We start from the raw sequence: 19,351 nt of genomic DNA on the forward strand, positions 1-19,351 counted from the left end.
TATAATCATTCCCCCCATAAAGAGTAAAATGATACGTTTTGTTTTAATATGACAAATATACCAAAAAAAGTAGGTTGAAAGTTCCCTTTTCTATGTAGAAAAAACACATTCTTAAATAACTTCAAAATTTTCCTACAAAAAAAGCAAGTCCATTTCTGAACTTGCTTTTCTAAATTTATAAAATGAGCTACTTAATTAGAATCAAGCTGCATTTTCTTTCTTAATTAAATTCAATGCAGAACCTTCATTATACCACGCAATCTGACTTGCATTATAGGTATGATTCAATTTGATAGTATCTTTAGAACCGTCTTTGTGAGTTACTTCTAAAGTAAGTTGCTTATTCGGAGCAAAGTCTTTCAAATCTGTGAAAGTGAATGTATCATCTTCTTGAATCAAATCATAATCTGCTTCATTAGCAAATGTAAGACCAAGCATTCCTTGTTTTTTAAGGTTTGTTTCGTGAATACGAGCAAATGATTTTACGATTACAGCAGCAACGCCCAAATGACGAGGCTCCATAGCAGCGTGTTCTCTTGAAGAACCTTCACCATAATTATGGTCTCCCACAACGATAGAAGGAACACCAGCAGCTTTGTACGCTCTTGCCGTAGCAGGAACAGCACCATATTCGCCTGTAAGTTGATTTTTAACGTTGTCTGTTGCTTTGTTAAAGGCATTTACAGCACCAATAAGACAGTTATTAGAAATATTATCTAAATGTCCACGGAAACGCAACCAAGGACCAGCCATAGAAATATGGTCAGTTGTACATTTTCCGAATGCTTTAATCAATAATTTAGCATTTTTAATATCAGAACCCAAAGGCTCAAAAGGAGTAAGTAATTGTAATCTTTCTGAATCATCAGCAACAACAACATTAACTCCCGAGCCGTCTTCCATTGGAGCTTGGAAACCTGCATCTTCTACATCAAATCCTTTTGAAGGTAGCTCTTCTCCTACTGGAGCATCAAACATTACATCTTCGCCTTTTTTATTTTTAATTGTATCTGTCATTGGGTTAAAATCCAAACGACCAGAAATAGCGATTGCTGCTACGAGTTCTGGAGAAGTTACAAAAGCGTGAGTATTTGGGTTTCCGTCAGCACGCTTTGCAAAGTTTCTATTGAATGAATGAACAATAGAGTTTTTAGGTGCGTTCTTAGGGTCAGAATATCTAGCCCACTGACCAATACAAGGACCACAAGCATTTGTAAAAATCTTCGCTCCTAGTTCTTCAAAAATACCTAATAAACCATCTCTTGCAGCCGTAAAACGTACTTGCTCCGAACCAGGATTGATTCCAAATTCAGCTTTTACTTCAATTCCTTTGTCCACAGCTTGTTTTGCAATAGAGGCAGCTCTTGATAAATCTTCATACGAAGAGTTGGTACAAGAACCAATCAATCCCCATTCTACATTTAAAGGCCAGCCGTTTGCTTCAGCTTTTAATTTTACATCAGTTCCTGCTTCAGAAGCTAAATCTGGAGAGAAAGGACCATTGATGTGTGGTTTTAATTCACTTAAATTAATTTCAATGACTTGGTCAAAATATTGTTCTGGATTTGCATATACTTCGTCATCTCCTGTCAAATAATCTGCTACTTCATTGGCTGCGTCAGCTACTGCATCACGTCCAGTTGCACGTAAATAACGCTCCATTGACTCATCATAACCAAAAGTAGAAGTTGTTGCTCCAATTTCTGCACCCATATTACAGATAGTTCCTTTACCTGTACAAGACATAGATTTTGCACCTTCTCCAAAATATTCTACGATTGCACCTGTTCCACCTTTTACGGTAAGAATACCAGCTACTTTCAAAATAACGTCTTTTGGTGCAGACCAACCAGATAATTTTCCAGTCAATTTTACACCTATTAATTTTGGAAATTTCAATTCCCAAGGCATTCCTGCCATTACATCCACAGCATCAGCACCACCAACACCGATAGCAACCATTCCTAGTCCACCAGCATTTACGGTGTGCGAATCTGTACCAATCATCATTCCTCCTGGGAAAGCATAGTTTTCTAAAACTACTTGGTGAATAATACCTGCCCCTGGTTTCCAAAATCCAATACCATATTTATTAGAAACAGAAGATAAAAAATCAAATACTTCCGAACTTGTTTTGTTTGCGAATGCCAAATCTTTTGCTGCTCCTTCTTTTGCTTGAATCAAGTGGTCGCAGTGAACCGTTGTTGGTACGGCTACTTTGTCTTTTCCTGCTTGCATAAATTGCAACAAAGCCATTTGAGCCGTTGCATCTTGACACGCAATTCTATCAGGTGCAAAATCCACATAATCTTCTCCTCTTTTGAAAGCTGTTGTTGCTTCTCCATCCCAAAGGTGATTGTATAAAATTTTCTCTGACAAAGTTAAGGGTCTGCCTACTACTTCTCTTGCTTTATCTACACGACTTTTGAGTTGCGCATAGACTTTTTTCATCATATCTAAATCGTAAAGAGCCATTTTTTTGTTTTTTATTTAAGAGTAAAAGATTTTCAAAAAGATATATAGTACACTAACTCATATCTCAAAAAATAGTTAGAAATAGTTAGAATACAGAAAGGATGGTGTGTGATTGTGTGTGTTTTTCTATAAATGAACAGACAAAATACATGTCTTTCCATTTAAACTAGAAAATTACGCACAACTAAGCAAATTATCAATTTCTTTGCTTGTTTAACTATTAATTAGAATGATTCTAAAAAGGGGCGAGGGATTAAGAAAGCTATTTACAAACAGGCTTTATTTTACTTTGAGTATTTTATCGATTAAATTATTTGTGAGTAAATTTAATGGATAGACATTTTCGTTTTTTTGAAAGAAAGAAGTTTTATCGTATAAATCTGATGCTACAAAAATATGATTGCCTTCCTTGTGTGTAATATATCTAATTTTATCTTCGTTTAAGTCGATTCCTAAAGTAATTAAAAACATTGCATCAACTTCTAATTTATCTACATCTTCATGGTTTTGTTTGTAACGCTCTCTTAAAGTTCTTTTTGCACTCACACCTATTTTTTTCCCATTACGCATTAAGACAAAGTCATACTCTACTGCTTCTAAATTTGCATCAAAAGATTGATTCTTGTACATGATATTGTTATTTTTCAAGACTTCTTCTAGCCTACTTTCATAACTACTACCCGAACTTGAACGAATAGACTGACTAGCACTTTCAGCATAAATAATCTGTAAAATTGCATCTGCATCTAAACTAGCAATTTTTCCCAAATCTTCTATTAAAGGTTTATAAAGGACATTTTTTCTTATGTTTACTTCCTCAAAGAGAGCCTTTATCAATAATGCTCCTGTTACTCTAATCGAATACGGTAAATGTAGCATGTTGTAATCATACTGAAAATCCATTATGTGTATATCTTCTGTCAGTTGAAAGCCCTCTGCTACTAATTTGCTTTGCTCTAGGATTATTTTTTTGAATCTATCCAAATTAAGTGCTAATTTAAAGATAGCTAAGTTTTCTTCTTTCAGAATACTATTATCAATAAGTTGTTTTATCTTTTCTCTAGTCTTTTCATTATTAGATATATCATCAACTCCTTTATAGAGAATACTAACTTTATCATCAAAATTTTCTTTTGAAGAAGTCAGTAATTTAAGTTTTTCTACAAGACTAATCGTTTGATTTTCTGTGAGTTTTGCTTGTATAACATCTTTCAATGTCTTATAAAGCTCCAAGTTAATAGTTAATCGGTAGTTGTCTATTTGCACGAAATTGATGTTCTCTATGTTCATTAGGTATTAGATTTAAACTGTGTAGCATTTCTTTTGCAACTGCTCGGATAACAGGAACAGCAACCGAGTTACCAAATTGCTTATAGGCTTGTGTATCACTGACAGGAATAATAAAACTTTCTGGAAAACCTTGTAACCTACCAGCTTCTCTTGGTGTAAGTTTGCGTGGATTATTATTTTTTTGCGCTATCAAAACCTCTGAACCATCTTTGTAATATCTAGCTGAGATAGTACTTGTATATTCAGATTCTTCAGTAAATAAAGAATAACCAAACCCCCATCCTTTTTCAAGATTTCTTTTTTTTCTAGCTTGGTGAGATTCCCATAGTTTGTCTGATATTGTATATCTTTCATCAATTTCTTCATCTAAAATATCACCTAATTTAACTGGAATATTCAAATCTAAAGGAAAGTCAAATGCTACATCTTCTAAAAAACCTACAATATAAATGCGTTCTCTGTTTTGAGGAACACCAAATTTTTTAGCATTCAAAACTTTAAAATGAACATTATATCCTAACTGATAGAGCGTTTCTTTTATCGTTTTAAAAGTTTGCTTTTTGTTGTGATTGATTAAACCTTTTACATTTTCTAATAAAAAGGCTTTAGGTCTATGATATTTTATAATTCTAGCAATATCAAAAAACAATGTTCCTCTAGTGTCTTCAAAACCTAATCGTTTTCCAGCAATAGAAAAAGCTTGGCAAGGAAAACCTGCTAATAATATATCAAAAGTGGGAATATCTTCTTCGTGTATTTTAGTAATATCTCCTTTGGGCTTTTCTCCAAAATTGGCTTCATAAGTAATTTGAGCAAATTTATCTAACTCAGATGTAAAAACGCACTCTCCACCCAACTCCTGAAAAGGAATTCTAATTCCTCCTACTCCTGCAAATAAATCTATAAATTTGAACATATACTTAGTAATATTATTAACGAACTATTGACATACAAAAATAAGAAAAAGTTTGTTTACTAACTAATTTATCAAATAGTTCTAAATATTAGCAATCATTAAAATAGGTTTTCTGATATTCTTTTATGTCTTTGTTCATAAAAAAGGCAATCCAATAAAAAATTAGATTGCCTTTTCAATTAATCTTATTCTAATACTACTTTTTTATTGACCACTTTATCTGACATAATTATCTGAACGTAGTAAACACCTTTTGTAAGCGTTCTGACATCAAAAACAAAACGTTTCTTCGTAATTTCTTCTTTTGGACTTGTCATTAATTCTTGTCCCAAACTATTATAAATACGAATCATTACTTCATCACTGGTCTGTAATTCTACATACGCATTTAGATAATCAGAGGCAGGATTAGGATATACCAAAACATGATAATTTGTGTTTGAATCTCCTCCAGTAATTACAGGTTTATCAACGACCACTAAATTACGACTCAATGAATCTATACAACCCAGTGTATCTCTTGTAATTAAGATAACTTGATATTCTCCTTGCTGTTTATAAATCGTTTGGGTGTTTTTAGTCGTGGCAATTTCTCCATTTCCAAAATTCCAATACCACCAAACAGCTCCCTCACTTTTGTCTTCCAAAAATAAAGTATCTTTTTCGAAAAGATTAAGCGTATCTGTTACACTCATTTCAAAATCAGAAGAAGGACGACTGAAATCTACATGTACTTTTACAGCAGGACTTTCTAAAGCAGAATCCAAATTTGTAACCCAAATATCTTTAGGCTGACTTATAAAACCTAAATTATAAACCCTTCCTGTATGAATTGGTTGGTCGGTTGTAGCTGAGTTATAAAAATTAAATAGTGTTCCTCCTTGTGGAATAATCGTGGTCGAATCATATCTACATACAAACAGATTATTTACGATAGGTTTTGGAGAACGCCTAAATACAACCAAATTTTTAGAAGCTCTTCCTTGACACCCTGCTGCTGTCCTAATAGTCAGACTAACTGTATAATCGCCTTGTGTATTGTAGGTATGTGAAGGGTTACGCTCTGTTGAAGTAGTTCCATCACCAAACTCCCATAACCAAGAAGTAGCCTCAGAAGTATTATCTCTAAATCTAACTATTGTTTCTTCATCCAAATAAAGTTCTCTAGGAAAATCAAAATTAGGCACGACCTGTACTACTTCAAGACGTGTACTCACAGGATCACTTTCAATCAAAGAATCTGCACCTTTGACATACAAAATAGAAGGAATATAAGTAGTTGAATTAAATGAAATTTCAGTTCCTTGTGAAATGGGAAGAGAATCTAAATTAGAATAAAAATTAAATACTGTTCCTCCAGTAGGACGAATTGTAATACTTTCTCCTTTACAAACTTGAATAGGTGAGGCTATAGAAGGACGAGGAGATATTTTCCCTACATAAAACCATTTTTCTACTGTTTTGGCACACCCAAAATCATTTGTAGTAATCATTTTCACTTTATATCTTCCTTGTGCTGAATAGGTATGTCTTTTGGCTGCTCCCATTTGAATAGGAGAACCATCGCCAAAATCCCAAGTTGTAGTTTGGACGAAAAAGTCACTTGAAGATGTATTTTGAAATAATACATTATCATAAAGCAAAGTATCATATCTTGGATTTGCCACAAAACTAGCTGTAAGTCTAATCCATTGGATTTTTACCAATACTCTGTCGCTTTCTAGTGCAGAATCTATATTAGTTACATACAAACTATCCAGAGATTTTGCTGGTACAACATAACTTCTTCCTGTTTCTAAAAGTCTATTTTGAGTGTCATAAAACTTAAAATTTGTTCCATTAGCTAACGGACGTATTTCAATAGGTACATCATCACATGATTGTTTTGAAGTAGTTGAAATAATAGGTTTAGGAGATTTGCGAACAACTTGAATTGCTTTTGAATGTGTACTTGTACAACCAGCTATATCAGCAATTGTTAGGCTAACAGTATAAGTCCCTTGACTAGTATAAGTCATGGAAGGATTTTGTAGTGCTGATGTTTGCCCATTTCCAAAATCCCATAACCAAGAAACTGCATTCTGACTAGCATCTTGAAAACCTACAATATTAGTTTGGTCTAAATTAAGTTGGGAAGGAGAGTTAAAATCAGCTATGGCAGTACGTGCGCTAAAACGAAGTGTAGTATAATCCCCTTCTAAAACAGAATCTGTATTAGTAACATAAAAAGTGCTTCCCAAATCAGCAGGAGTTAGTGTAAATGAAGTACCTGACTGAATAGGAGTCTGTGTATTTGCAATATCATAAAGTCTAAAGTTTGTACCTCCTTGTGGTGTAATGGTATAAGAGGTATTCTGACAAAGTGTGTTATTAACTACTGGAATTGGCGAAATAGAAGAAGATGAGTCAGTAGTCAAAACAGCAGCATCATGAGCATCTCTAAGGGCTGCCAATGTAGGAGCAAGCATAACTACAAAAGTAACTTTACGTGTTTCATTTACTCCAAAATTATGTAGAACTGTTCCGACAATATGAGCTACATCTCCTCCACCAGTGTTGAATCCTGCACGTTTGCGAGAAACCCCTGTCGAAACACTTTGATATTTTTCAGCAGATGTAAAACCATCATTTACATTAATATTATTTCCTCCTACATTTTGGAAATCCAATGCAAAATACGTTTTATTAGAACTAATTGCTTTTATGCCTGCATATCCACTTGCCCCTGCACCAAATACATAACCAAACTGACGAGTATTGTCCCAGTCTGCAAAATTACGTGTATAATCTCCCAAATTCCAATCATAATACAAACCTACATTCATAGAATCCATTACAGTACCACTTATATTTGTAAATTCATATTCTAATATAATATATTGATGATGAGGTGTATTAGTACGTCCTTTTACAGTATGTTTTACATGGACACCCACAGGAGGAACAATAGAAGCAAGTGTATCAGCAAATTTTGAAGTTGCTTTCGTAAAAAATGGTGTTTTTTCTGTTATTCTAGGAATATCAATCATCTTGAAATCATCATCTTTAACAATTCCATTCATATTTGTCAGCACATTATCTGAAACATTTGTAGCAGACTTTCCTACAATCAAACCTCCTTCTTGCAAAGTCTGTGAATTATTTGATGTAATTCCATTTCCTAAGCGATTATAAATATCATAATATCCTGCACGTCCATTTCCTGTAAGTGTAAAATTTATGGTATTAAATGGAATAGCTAGATAAGGTGCATTAATAGGAATACTAAAATATTGATAATCTGAATAGTCTGTATCAGAAAATCCTAAGCGAAACTTCACATCTAAATCTAAAGGTGCATTTTGATTAACAACAAAACGGAATGGATTGCTCGCATTATTTTTTTGTTGCATAGTTGTCATTGCACCTATATTAAATACACTATCTAACATTCTTATATGAGGTGATAAAGTAGAAATAACAATCTTTCCATTTGGTGTGATAAGATTCAGATAGTTTATAAAATCGGCTTCTAAAGTAATTGTATCCCCTGAAAATGCAGCTTGCCCATTCCCTCCAAAGTATAAAAAATTATCCATTCGGATAGCTTTAGCACTACTTTCTTCACTTAATGCTCTAAAAGCATTTACTCTTCCTTTACCTAACTTCTCTAAAAAAGGAACATTTGCAGGTTGATTATATTTATCATCTGATGTTACACGAATAAGTTCTCCCACTTGGTCTGCTGACAAATTAGGAAAAGCTGAACGAACAAGTCCAGCAATACCAGCTACAAAAGGAGAGGAATAAGATGATCCCCAAGCATATGTTTGAGAGCCATTTGCATTTGTCGTTAGTACTCTAGCTCCAGGAGCCATCACGTCTATATAATTGCTAAATGTAGCAGTTGAAAATCGGTTATCCCCTCCATCAGAGTTGGCAACAGATAATACATGTTTGTAAGATGCTGGATAAAAATCCAATTCTTGTGCTGTATTTCCTGCAGCAGCTACTATCAAAGCATCTTTTACAAGTGTTACATAATCTATTACATCTTGCTCCCATTGAAAACTTAGACTTGGTCTTCCAATAGAAACATTTATTACTTGACATCCTCTTTCAGCAGCATATAAAATTCCATCATACATATTAATAATTTGAAAACTTGGAGAAAGAACTCCTACAGGCAAAATACGACAGTTAAATGAAGTACCTGCTAGAGCTATACCATCATCAGTAGTAGTAGAAGCCATTCCTGCCACACCTGTTCCATGCCCTTGGTAATCTGCAACATTAGGATTCATATACCCAAAGCTATATCCTAAACTATCATCTACAAAGCCATTATTATCATCATCTACTCCTATTTGTCCATACTTTTCAGCATAATTTACCTGAATTTGGTTTTTTAACTGGACATGATTATAATTAATTCCTGTATCTACTATTCCAATTACTGTACTTGTATCTCCTTTATTTAATCCCCACGCTGCATATAACTGACTAACACTAAGTTGCCATTGAGCTGATATAGAAGGGTCATTAGGTATATAAGGAGGAGCTAAAATATAATTGGGATAAATAGGTTCTGCATACTCAACAAAATCTTGACTTTGATAATAAAGAATTGCTTCTTGAAGTGTAGTAGAAGCTGATATTTCTATCTCATACCAATCTTGCAGACGAATAGTAGTGGCACTTATTTTTTTGAAAGAAAGCGTTTGAGCCTCAACTGAAGATAAATTAAATCTTCTTTCTACTTTTTTTGTTTTGAAAGTACTACTTGCCTGTTCTAGTTCATTAATAGTATTTGATTTTATCTTTACCATTAATTTATTGTCCAAAGGTTTTATATCTCCCAAATTATCAGGAAGATATTGAGCATTGCTATTTACTGGAAATAAAAAAAATATAACACAGATAATAGCTGCAATTAATAAAAAAGCAGTCTTATTGACCTTTAGTAAATTTGGACACATAAAAAAATAATTAATTTATAATTGTAATTAGCAAACTTTATTCTATAATTAACCTATATAAATACATAAAAAATAATATTGTAATAAAACTTATGTATGTTGTCTTTATACGATTACTAACTAAATATTAACGTATAATATAGTGTTTTAGTTACAAAAATAAAAAAATAGTTAGATTCAAAAAAATATATAACTGATTGATTTTCAACAAAGAAAAAGACCAATTATCCTATTTTGATAATTGGTCTTTTTAATTGAAATATAATTTAACTCAATTATACTTCATATTTTATGTTAGAGTTTATTATTATCTAACAATTTTAAATTCTACACGACGGTTGATAGCCATGTTTGCTTGATTAGCTCTACCATCTACTTCATTAGGAACAGTAGGTTGTGCTTCGCCATATCCTTCAGACTCTAAACGTTCTGTAGGAATTCCTTTAGATACTAAGTAATCTAAAGCAGATTTTGCACGATTTTGAGAAAGACGTTGGTTGTACGAATCACCACCACGGTAGTCAGTATGTGCTTCAATACGAATTTTCATTTTAGGATAATCAGTCAAGAATTGATATACTTTATCCAATTCTGTTTTTGCTTCTGCATTCAAATCCCAACGAGCTGTTCTAAAGTTGATGTTATCAAACTTAATTTTAGTAGCATCAAGCATATAAAGAATTTTGTTTACTTTATCACCAAACTGCGCTTGAGTAAGGTCTAAAGTATCTACTTCTTCCATATAATTTCCTGTTGCTTCACCAGTAAGTGTATAAACTTGACCTGGATCAAGGCGAGCCTCATATTTACCAGTTCCTGTTTTCTCAACTTCTCCAATACTTGTGTCATCAGCAGCTTTCACAGTAAGTTTTGCATCTACTGGCTGCTCATCAATAGCGTCAAGAAGAGTAACAGTAACTTCAACACCTTTAGGTACTAAACGTACACGTTGATAAAGGTTAGTGATTTCGTCTGCATTTGTGAAGTCCCACATAAATGTATATGGTAAGTAATCTTCGTGATCAATACTTACTTTATATTGATTTCCTTCTGTAATAACAGTAGAAAATTTACCAGTTTCTTTGTCATCATAACGATCATAACTAAGTGACGGACGAGTCAAGTTTTCAAACTTCATGATAGTATAAACAGGCTCTCCTGTAATAGAATCCTCTACATTACCACGAGCCATCATTACTTTACGAGGAGCAAATCCTGGAGGAACTAACGTCCAGAAAATCTCATGAGAAGCATTCATATCAGCATCAAAATACATAACTGTATGCGCTCCATCATCTGGTGCCATACTTACATACCCTTCAGCAGAAAGATGATTAGCAAAATCAGCAGCCATTGGATCACCCCAAGTTTCGCTACCTTCTCCCATTTGAGACATAAATAAGTCAAAATCTTTAGCATCAGCACGGATACCTTTTGTATGACCTTGCATTTTAGCACCTTCTCTCATAGAAGTATAAAACATTGTTTCACCATCAGCCATGATACGGAATGCTTTGCTACAATCTTCGTTCATAGCACCTTCTACTTCTTCGCCAGCAGACCATACATTGTCAGCCGAACGCTTAGAAACCATTGCAGTATAACACCATACTTTTGATTTCTTAGACTTTTTAGATTCAGTTTCTTCTGTACCAGCTTCAGAATCACCTTCTGTATTTTCTGCACCTTCAGCACGTTGCATATAATAAAGACGGTTTCCATCAGCAGAAACAGTTGGGAAACCTTGGTAATCAGCAGTATTTACATCACCTAAGTTTGTAGGCTCTCCAAACTCGCCGTCTAAGCTTTCACGAGTAGCTACATATAAATCCATTCCACCTTTAGTATCTTCCATGTTAGAAGAGAAGAAAAGACTCTTGCCATCATAGCTCAAAAATGGTCCAGCAATTACAGTACTGTCACCAGCTTTAGAATTGATTGATTCCAATGCAGTTGGAGTTGTCCATTTGCCATTGTCATCACGAGTAGTCATATAAAGACCATATCCTTTCCATGTTTTGCCACGGTTAGATTGGAAAATAAGTGTTTTGCCATCACGACTGATAGCAGGCGAAACTTCGTCAGTAAGAAGTTGGTTTACGGCAGGTGGCAAACGAAAACGTTGTGGGTCATGCCATTGTTCATAGATGCTTGTAGCACCATCTTTTGCTTTGTCGTCACTTTCGGCTGTAGCAGTAGCATCGTCTTGTGCATTTGCAAATGTACCAGCTAAAAGAAACATGAGCAGTAAGCTCCAGTTACGGATTCCTTTTTTCATAATCAGGGTATTAGATTGAGATTAGCGATTAGGTTAAGTTGTTACAAAGAAAATAAATACTATAAAAGACACCAACTTTAAGTTGAGATAATTCGACATAAATACAAATAAAGTAGATATTTTTAAAAAAATTTCCAAAACTGTACTCAATTTATTAAAAAATAAGCTAAAAATGAGTTGAAACAAAAATTAAAAATCGCTAGAATTTAATTTAAAGATTCGGTTTTACTCAGTTTTACTCTACTCTTTATTTTCAGTTTTTTAGTCAGCTTGATTTCTACTTTTATTCTTGGTGTATATTTAAAATCTATTGCACTCTGTAAAAATATAACGCAAAAATACGTAAAAACAAATACAGAAACGCTTTTTAATTAGATACTTATCAAATAATTAAGTCAAAATCAAGAGAAAATTAAATCTTTATTGCATTTTTATAGTATATAAATACCTTGGAATTTATTTAAATAAAATAATAGGGTTTGTTAGAAAAAATTATTTAAAATAATATTACTTAAAAAATTATTTTATTTATTAGTAATTAATTGTTTTTTTTCAGAATGATTAATAACTATTCTAAAAAAAATAGACAAAATAATTTCTGATAATTCTTTCTATGAAAACACAAAGATAGTTGTTTGCAAATTTAAACCAAAAAAACAGAATTTAATAAAAATTAGCGTCTTTTTTGGATAAAAATTCATATTTTTTAATAAAAAAATGAGCGAAATTCAAATTCAAAAAAATAAGCAAGATAAAATGTTGCTACTTTACTCTTGAACAAATATACTCTATATCTATTTATAGACTAGCTCTTATAAATCTTGGATTTTCTTGCAAGTCTTTAAAGACTACACAATTCCTAACTCCAAAACTCTTAAAAAGGTCTTTTGTTTCATTTGTTAAGTATTGATTTATTTCCACATAAAGCAAGCCATCTTTTATTGTGTCTATAAAGAATTTAGCTAGAGCTTCATAAAAAACAAGAGGTTTTTCTTCTTCTACAAAAAGAGCTAAATGAGGTTCAAAATTAAGTACATTTTCACTCATATTCATTTTTTCCGATCCTCTAATATAAGGAGGATTACTAACTACATGATTTATATTTTGTAATTGGGGATGATTAGAAAGGTCTTCTTTCAAAAAATCCAACTCTATAAATTCTATATTAGTTATATTATTTTTTTGAGCATTTTTTTTTGCTGTTTTTAAGGCTTTTTTTGAAATATCAATAGCTATAAAGTGTGAATGAGGAAGATTTTTGGCAAGTGTAATGCTTATACAACCACTGCCTGTTCCTACTTCTAAAAAGATTTGCTTTTTTTTCTTTTTGGTTTCAAAATCTCTTAGGATTTGATGAACAAGCTCTTCTGTTTCGGGTCGTGGAATCAAAACGGCAGGACTTACTTCAAACTCTAGTCCATAAAAATAAGCCTTACCTGTAATATACTGCAAAGGTTCATTTTTTTTCAGTCTTTCTAAACTCTCATTCAATAACTCAACTTCTTCTTTATTTAATGAGTAATTAGAAAAATCAAGCCTATTTATCTGTAAAGAATCTTCTATCAAAAAACGCAATAATGCTTGACTTTCTCGCTCATCTATTCGGTTAATAGAAGTTAAGGAAGACACATTAATTTTTATGTACTCTGGAATGAGCATTTATTGAATTGTGTAAGTAATTGGACAAGATTAACTATGAAAAATCTTAATTGCTTGTTCGATATATTTGAATGTCGTCAAAATTTCAGGTTTTCCATCGACTAAAGCTACAGTATGCTCAAAGTGAGCAGAAGGTTTGCCATCTCTAGTCATGATAGTCCATCCATCAGAAGATTGTACTACGGCTTTCGAACCCATATTAATCATTGGTTCAATTGCTATTACTAATCCATTTCTTATTTTATCTCCTTTTTTAGGTTTTCCAAAATTTGGTACTTCTGGAGCTTCGTGCAAACTTCTACCTAAACCATGTCCTACTAATTCTCTTACTACTGAATATCCTTTTGCTTCTGTATGTTTTTGGATAGCATGACTAATATCTCCAATTCTATTTCCAAAAACTAATTGTTCGATTCCTAAATATAGAGCTTCTTTAGTTGCTTTCAATAGATTTTTTACTTCTGCACTCACTTCCCCTATTTCATACGTATAAGCACTATCTGCATGAAAACCATTAAGCAATACTCCACAATCAATAGAAACAATATCTCCATTTTTTAGAGGACGATTATTAGGCAATCCATGAACTACTTGGTCATTTACAGAAGTAAGTAACGAACTTGGGCAACCATAAAGTCCTAAAAAACTAGGAACTGCTCCATTATCTTTTATAAATTCGAAAGCTATTTTATCCAATTCAAGTGTAGTAATACCAGGCATGACACACTTTGCTACCTCTGCATGTGTACGTCCTAATAAATCTGCACTTGCACGCATTTTTTCTAAATCTTGCGCTGTTTTATATATTGTTTTTCCCATTTTACTAACTTCTTTTTTTATCCAAACCCTCAAGGTTTTGAAACCCCTAAGGGTTTAAATTAAAAAAACATTTATTAAACAAACAAAGCACCAAGACGATTCTTGATGCTTTGTGTATATGATTATAAAATCTGACAAAATCGTATTATAGTAATAAAATAATAACGTTTTTGTTTGGATTTATATATAATTCATTGGTTGTGCTTGACGACCTTTTACATTTCCTGTGTTCATCAACCCATCATATTCTTTGTTCAATAGATAACTTTCAATTTGTTGAAGAGTATCCAAAACTACACCTACCATAATAAGTAGAGAAGTTCCACCATAGAATTGAGCAAATTGGTCTCCTACTGTAGCTGCTGCTGCAATAGCAGGAAGAACAGCTATAATAGCAATAAAGATTGCACCAGGGAGAGTAATTCTATCCAAGATTTTACCTAAATAATTTTTGGTTTCTTCACCTGGTGTAACACCTGGAACAAATCCACCACTATCTTTTAGATTATCTGAAATTTGTTGAACATTGATAGTCATTGCTGTATAAAAGAATGTAAATGCAATAATCAAAACAGCAAAAAGAATATTGTATTCTAATGAAGTAAAATCAGAGAATGCACTTGCAATATAATCAGCATTTGGAGTGTCTTCTCCTTGAAAAGCTCCTGCTACCAAAGGTGGCAAAAACATAAGTGCTTGTGCAAAGATGATTGGCATTACACCTGCTGCATTTACTTTAAGAGGTAATGCAGAACGTTTTTTCTGAGTAAGCATTTGTTTTTGAGAACGACCTGCTACTTGTTTTACGTACTGAAGAGGAACATAACGCACAGCTTGTACGATAAGAACAACTCCCATTACTACTAAATAAAGAGCTAATATTTCTAAAACAAAAATGAATATTCCACCCATACCTTTCAAAGTAGCTTCTGCTACTATGGCAGTAGGGAAACGTGAAATAATACCTATCATAATTAGAAGAGATATACCATTACCAATTCCTTTATCCGTAATTTTTTCTCCCAACCACATACAGAAAACAGTTCCTGATGTAAGAATGACAATAGAAGAAATTAAGAAAAATGTTTGGTCAATAATAATTGCATCTGTAGGAACAGTTCCTTTTAGATAAGCAAAACCTTGTCCGATAGTAATGAGTATAGTAAGCGCACGAGTAATTTGAGTGAGCTTTTTACGACCCGACTCTCCTTCTTTCTGCATTTTTTGGAATGTCGGAACAGCCACAGTCAGAAGTTGAATGATAATTGATGCAGATATATAAGGCATAATACCTAAAGCAAAAATAGAGGCACGTTCGAACGCTCCTCCAAGAATACCATTAAGCATTCCTAAAACACCTGTACTTTTTTCAAGTTTGCTAGGGTCAATACCTGGCAAAACAATAAAAGAACCTAAACGAAAGACCATCAATAATCCTAAAGTAAGGAAGATGCGATCTTTGAGTTCTTTTACAGAAAAGATATTTTTTATAGTTTCAAAAAACTTCTTCATAATTCTTTTTCTAGTTTACTAAATTTTGCTTGCTTTGACAAACAATACTAGATATAGTAATTAGTATAAATTGTATTTAATCCATAATTTATGGATAAGCGAAATAAGCCAATTACGAGCTACATTGTAGGACATAATCGGCTTTTCTATCTTATATGTTAGAGAGTAGTAACTTTTCCACCTGCTTTTTCGATGCTTTCTTTTGCAGAAGTTGAAAATTTGTGTGCAGTAACCTCAATAGCCATAGTCAGTTCACCACGATTCAATATTTTGATTAAATCGCCTTTTCCTGCCAAGCCATTTGCAGCTAATAATTCTACATCAATAACGTTAGTATTTTTCTTTGTAGCAAGTTCTTGGAGTGTATCCAAATTGATTGGTTTGTAAGCTACACGACCTGGATTTTTGAATCCAAATTTAGGTACACGACGTTGAAGTGGCATCTGTCCACCTTCAAAACCTAATTTTTGGCTATAACCAGAGCGAGACTGCGCTCCATTGTGTCCACGTGTAGAAGTACCACCACGTCCAGAACCTTGTCCACGACCTACTCTTTTTCTAGACTTTACAGCCCCTTTTGCAGGTCTTAATTGGTGAAGTTTCATCAGTTAGATTAGTTTTTATTTACTCAAAACTCGCTGTTTCCTAATCTATTCAATATCAAAAATGAAATAATTCAGATTTGTATTTTTATAACTATAATAGGCTAAACGCTTTGAGCAAAGTTCAATGATTTAAAAGACAAAATCCTTATATATAGATAGTAAAATAAATACTCATCTAATAAGGAATTTGCTAAGTGAGATGCAAAGGTAGGAAAAAAAATCTTTTTCCAATCATTTTTCTATAACTTTATAAAGTTAGTTAAGAATCAAAATGATTTTTTGTACCTACGCTTCCTCTACTTTTACTAAATGTGATACAGCCTTTACCATACCGACGATATTAGGAGTATTTTCCTGTTCTACGGTTTGGTGCATTTTGCGAAGCCCTAAAGCATGCAAAGTTAGGCGTTGTTTTTTTGGGCGTTTGATTGAGCTACGCACCTGAGTAATACGAATTTTCGCCATTTTACTAAATAGTTTTTGGTAATTAAATAAGAACAGTTTGTAAAACTAAATTGTCTGACACCTTTAAGGTGTCCTGACAATTACTTATTTTACTTTACAAATATTAAATTTAAAATTACTCTTTATTCAATTCGTAATTTTTAATTAGCTTCGCTGCTTTAGCAGGTCATAATCTGTAATTATTCTTATCTACTTACCCATTAAAAACTTTGGTAAGATTAACACCACGCTGCTCGGCAACTGATTTTGCATCACGCATACGCAATAATGCATCAAAAGTAGCACGAACTACGTTTCCTGGGTTATTTGAGCCTTGAGATTTAGCAAGTACATTTTCGATACCGATTGCTTCCAATACGGCTCTCGCTCCACCACCAGCAATAACTCCTGTACCTGGCGTTGCAGGCTTAAGCATTACTTTAGCTGCACCAAATTTCCCAATAATTGGGTGAGGTATAGTTTGTCTGATGATAGGTACTTTTACTAAGTTCTTCTTAGCATCTTCTATACCTTTTTGAATAGCATCTGTTACTTCGTTGGCTTTGCCAAGTCCATAACCTGCTACACCGTTGCCATCGCCAACTACAACTAATGCTGCAAAGCTGAAACGACGACCACCTTTTACTACTTTTGCTACACGATTGATAGTAACTACTTTTTCTTTTAGTTCTATTTCGCTTGCTTTAACGGTATTTACGTTTGCTGCCATAATTTATTAGGGTGCAAAGGGTTTAGAATTGAAGTCCACCTTCTCGTGCGCCTTCTGCTACTGCTTTGATATTGCCGTGATATAAGAAACCATTTCTATCAAAAATTGCTTTATCGATGCCTTTTTCTTTAGCACGTTCGGCGAGTTTTGCGCCTACTTGTTTCGATAATTCTTGATTGATATGTTTCTCAGCGTCAATATCTTTGAGAGAAGCACTCACAAGGGTATGCCCATTTACATCGTCGATGAGCTGGGTATAAATATATTTATTACTGCGAAATACAGAAAGACGTGGTCTTTCGGCTGTTCCGGCTAATTTTTTACGAATACTACGTCTGATACGTGTTCGACGCTGACTCTTACGTGAGGTAGTTGCCATGATACTAGTTTATTATAAAATTTCTCAAAATAAGGAACACGAAGTTATCGTATCAAAATTACATTCTTCAATTAAATTAAGCTAATTGTCTGACACTAATAAAAGTGTCTGACAATTTTATCCTAATTTATTTAATAGGAAAAATAATTGTTTAACGATTATTTACCTGCGCTCTTACCAGCCTTACGACGAATCTGTTCGCCTACAAAGCGTACACCTTTACCTTTGTACGGTTCAATCTTGCGAAGTGAACGTATTTTGGCAGTAATGTGTCCGAGTAATTCTTTGTCGCTAGATTCTAAGGTAACTTTTGGGTTCTGACCTTTTAGCATCTCAGTACTTACAGCAATTTCTTTCGGCACTTGCAAAAAGATAGCGTGTGAGTAACCTAAGTTCAGCTCAAGGATTTGTCCTTTTGCTTCTGCTTTATATCCAACACCTACAAGCTCTAAATGAGATTTGTAGCCATTAGAAACGCCTTCCACCATATTTTGTACCAATGAACGGTACAAGCCATGCATAGCACGAGTCTGTTTTTCTTCGTCTTTGCGTTCGAAAATCAACGTTCCATCTTCCACTTTGGCAGTGATTCTTGGGTCAATTGTGCGAGAAAGCTCGCCTCTTGTACCTTTGACTTTGATGGTGTTGTCCGAAACGTCTATAGTTACTCCACTAGGGATGGTAACTGGGTTTTTACCAATTCGTGACATTTTCTATCAGATTTATTAGATATTTCAATTATTATTTTTATAGTTCTGTAGCAATTTTCATTTTAGCGATTAACAGAAATTAGTTTTGCTACAAAGAGTATAAGTCAAATAATTAAAAGTCTAAATGAATTATACGAATTATATGAAATGAGTGCAATATTAATATACATAACAAAGTACTTCTCCTCCTACACTATTTGTACGAGCTTCTTTGTCAGTCATAACGCCGTGCGAAGTAGAAATTACTGCGATACCCAATCCATTGAGTACACGAGGTAATTCACTTGCTTTGCGATACTGACGCAGACCTGGCTTACTTACACGCTCTAGGTGTGTAATCGCAGGAGTACGAGTAGCAGGGTGATACTTTAATGCTATTTTGATAGATGCGCCTACAGGAGCATCCACAAATTTATAGCCTTGTATATAGCCTTTATCATATAAAATTTTAGTCATTTCCTTCTTCAATTTTGAAGCTGGAACTTCCACAATTCTATGATTAGCTTTGATTGCGTTTCTGAGTCTAGTCAGATAGTCTGCAATAGGATCCGTTGTCATTCCCTCAAGGTTTGTATT

14 protein-coding genes are annotated in these 19,351 nt (G+C 33.5%); all 14 read right to left on the minus strand.

What is annotated here, in order from left to right:
- Positions 1-201: 201 nt before the first annotated feature.
- Positions 202-2,475 carry an aconitate hydratase gene (locus ACE193_RS09645; RefSeq protein WP_375562771.1) on the minus strand — a complete coding sequence of 758 codons (2,274 nt, stop codon included), beginning with the start codon at positions 2,473-2,475 and terminating at the stop codon, positions 202-204.
- A gap of 279 nt (positions 2,476-2,754) precedes the next feature.
- On the minus strand, positions 2,755-3,765 hold the full coding sequence (locus tag ACE193_RS09650) for a hypothetical protein (RefSeq protein ID WP_375562772.1): 1,011 nt from the start codon (positions 3,763-3,765) through the stop codon (positions 2,755-2,757).
- Positions 3,710-4,681 carry a DNA cytosine methyltransferase gene (locus tag ACE193_RS09655; protein WP_375562773.1) on the minus strand — a complete coding sequence of 324 codons (972 nt, stop codon included), beginning with the start codon at positions 4,679-4,681 and terminating at the stop codon, positions 3,710-3,712. The genes ACE193_RS09650 and ACE193_RS09655 overlap by 56 nt, the downstream gene beginning before the upstream one ends.
- A gap of 185 nt (positions 4,682-4,866) precedes the next feature.
- Positions 4,867-9,639: a PKD domain-containing protein gene (locus tag ACE193_RS09660; protein WP_375562774.1), complete on the minus strand. Its 4,773-nt coding sequence runs from the start codon at positions 9,637-9,639 to the stop codon at positions 4,867-4,869.
- Positions 9,640-9,946: 307 nt separating this feature from the next.
- A complete protein-coding gene (locus ACE193_RS09665; protein WP_375562775.1) occupies positions 9,947-11,917 on the minus strand; it encodes an OmpA family protein in 1,971 nt (656 codons plus the stop codon).
- 798 nt (positions 11,918-12,715) lie between these two features.
- Positions 12,716-13,576, minus strand: coding sequence for a peptide chain release factor N(5)-glutamine methyltransferase (prmC, locus tag ACE193_RS09670; RefSeq protein ID WP_375562776.1), 861 nt, complete (start codon positions 13,574-13,576; stop codon positions 12,716-12,718).
- 30 nt (positions 13,577-13,606) lie between these two features.
- Positions 13,607-14,395: a type I methionyl aminopeptidase gene (map, locus tag ACE193_RS09675; protein ID WP_375562777.1), complete on the minus strand. Its 789-nt coding sequence runs from the start codon at positions 14,393-14,395 to the stop codon at positions 13,607-13,609.
- Positions 14,396-14,575: 180 nt separating this feature from the next.
- Entirely contained in the window at positions 14,576-15,907 is a 1,332-nt protein-coding gene (gene secY / locus ACE193_RS09680) for a preprotein translocase subunit SecY (protein ID WP_375562778.1), read from the minus strand.
- A 158-nt stretch (positions 15,908-16,065) separates the two neighbouring features.
- Positions 16,066-16,512, minus strand: coding sequence for a 50S ribosomal protein L15 (gene rplO, locus ACE193_RS09685; RefSeq protein ID WP_375562779.1), 447 nt, complete (start codon positions 16,510-16,512; stop codon positions 16,066-16,068).
- A gap of 285 nt (positions 16,513-16,797) precedes the next feature.
- A complete protein-coding gene (gene rpmD / locus ACE193_RS09690; protein WP_338793165.1) occupies positions 16,798-16,977 on the minus strand; it encodes a 50S ribosomal protein L30 in 180 nt (59 codons plus the stop codon).
- Positions 16,978-17,170: 193 nt separating this feature from the next.
- Positions 17,171-17,686 (minus strand): 30S ribosomal protein S5, encoded by a 516-nt coding sequence (gene rpsE, locus ACE193_RS09695; RefSeq protein WP_338769661.1) that lies wholly within the window; start codon positions 17,684-17,686, stop codon positions 17,171-17,173.
- A gap of 22 nt (positions 17,687-17,708) precedes the next feature.
- Positions 17,709-18,065: a 50S ribosomal protein L18 gene (gene rplR, locus ACE193_RS09700; RefSeq protein ID WP_375562780.1), complete on the minus strand. Its 357-nt coding sequence runs from the start codon at positions 18,063-18,065 to the stop codon at positions 17,709-17,711.
- A 158-nt stretch (positions 18,066-18,223) separates the two neighbouring features.
- Complete coding sequence (gene rplF / locus ACE193_RS09705) at positions 18,224-18,775, minus strand: 50S ribosomal protein L6 (protein ID WP_375562781.1); 552 nt, start codon at positions 18,773-18,775, stop codon at positions 18,224-18,226.
- A 159-nt stretch (positions 18,776-18,934) separates the two neighbouring features.
- Positions 18,935-19,333: a 30S ribosomal protein S8 gene (rpsH, locus tag ACE193_RS09710; RefSeq protein WP_014798373.1), complete on the minus strand. Its 399-nt coding sequence runs from the start codon at positions 19,331-19,333 to the stop codon at positions 18,935-18,937.
- Positions 19,334-19,351 lie beyond the last annotated feature (18 nt).

Source organism: Bernardetia aquimarina, from assembly GCF_042180575.1.
Taxonomy (GTDB): domain Bacteria; phylum Bacteroidota; class Bacteroidia; order Cytophagales; family Bernardetiaceae; genus Bernardetia.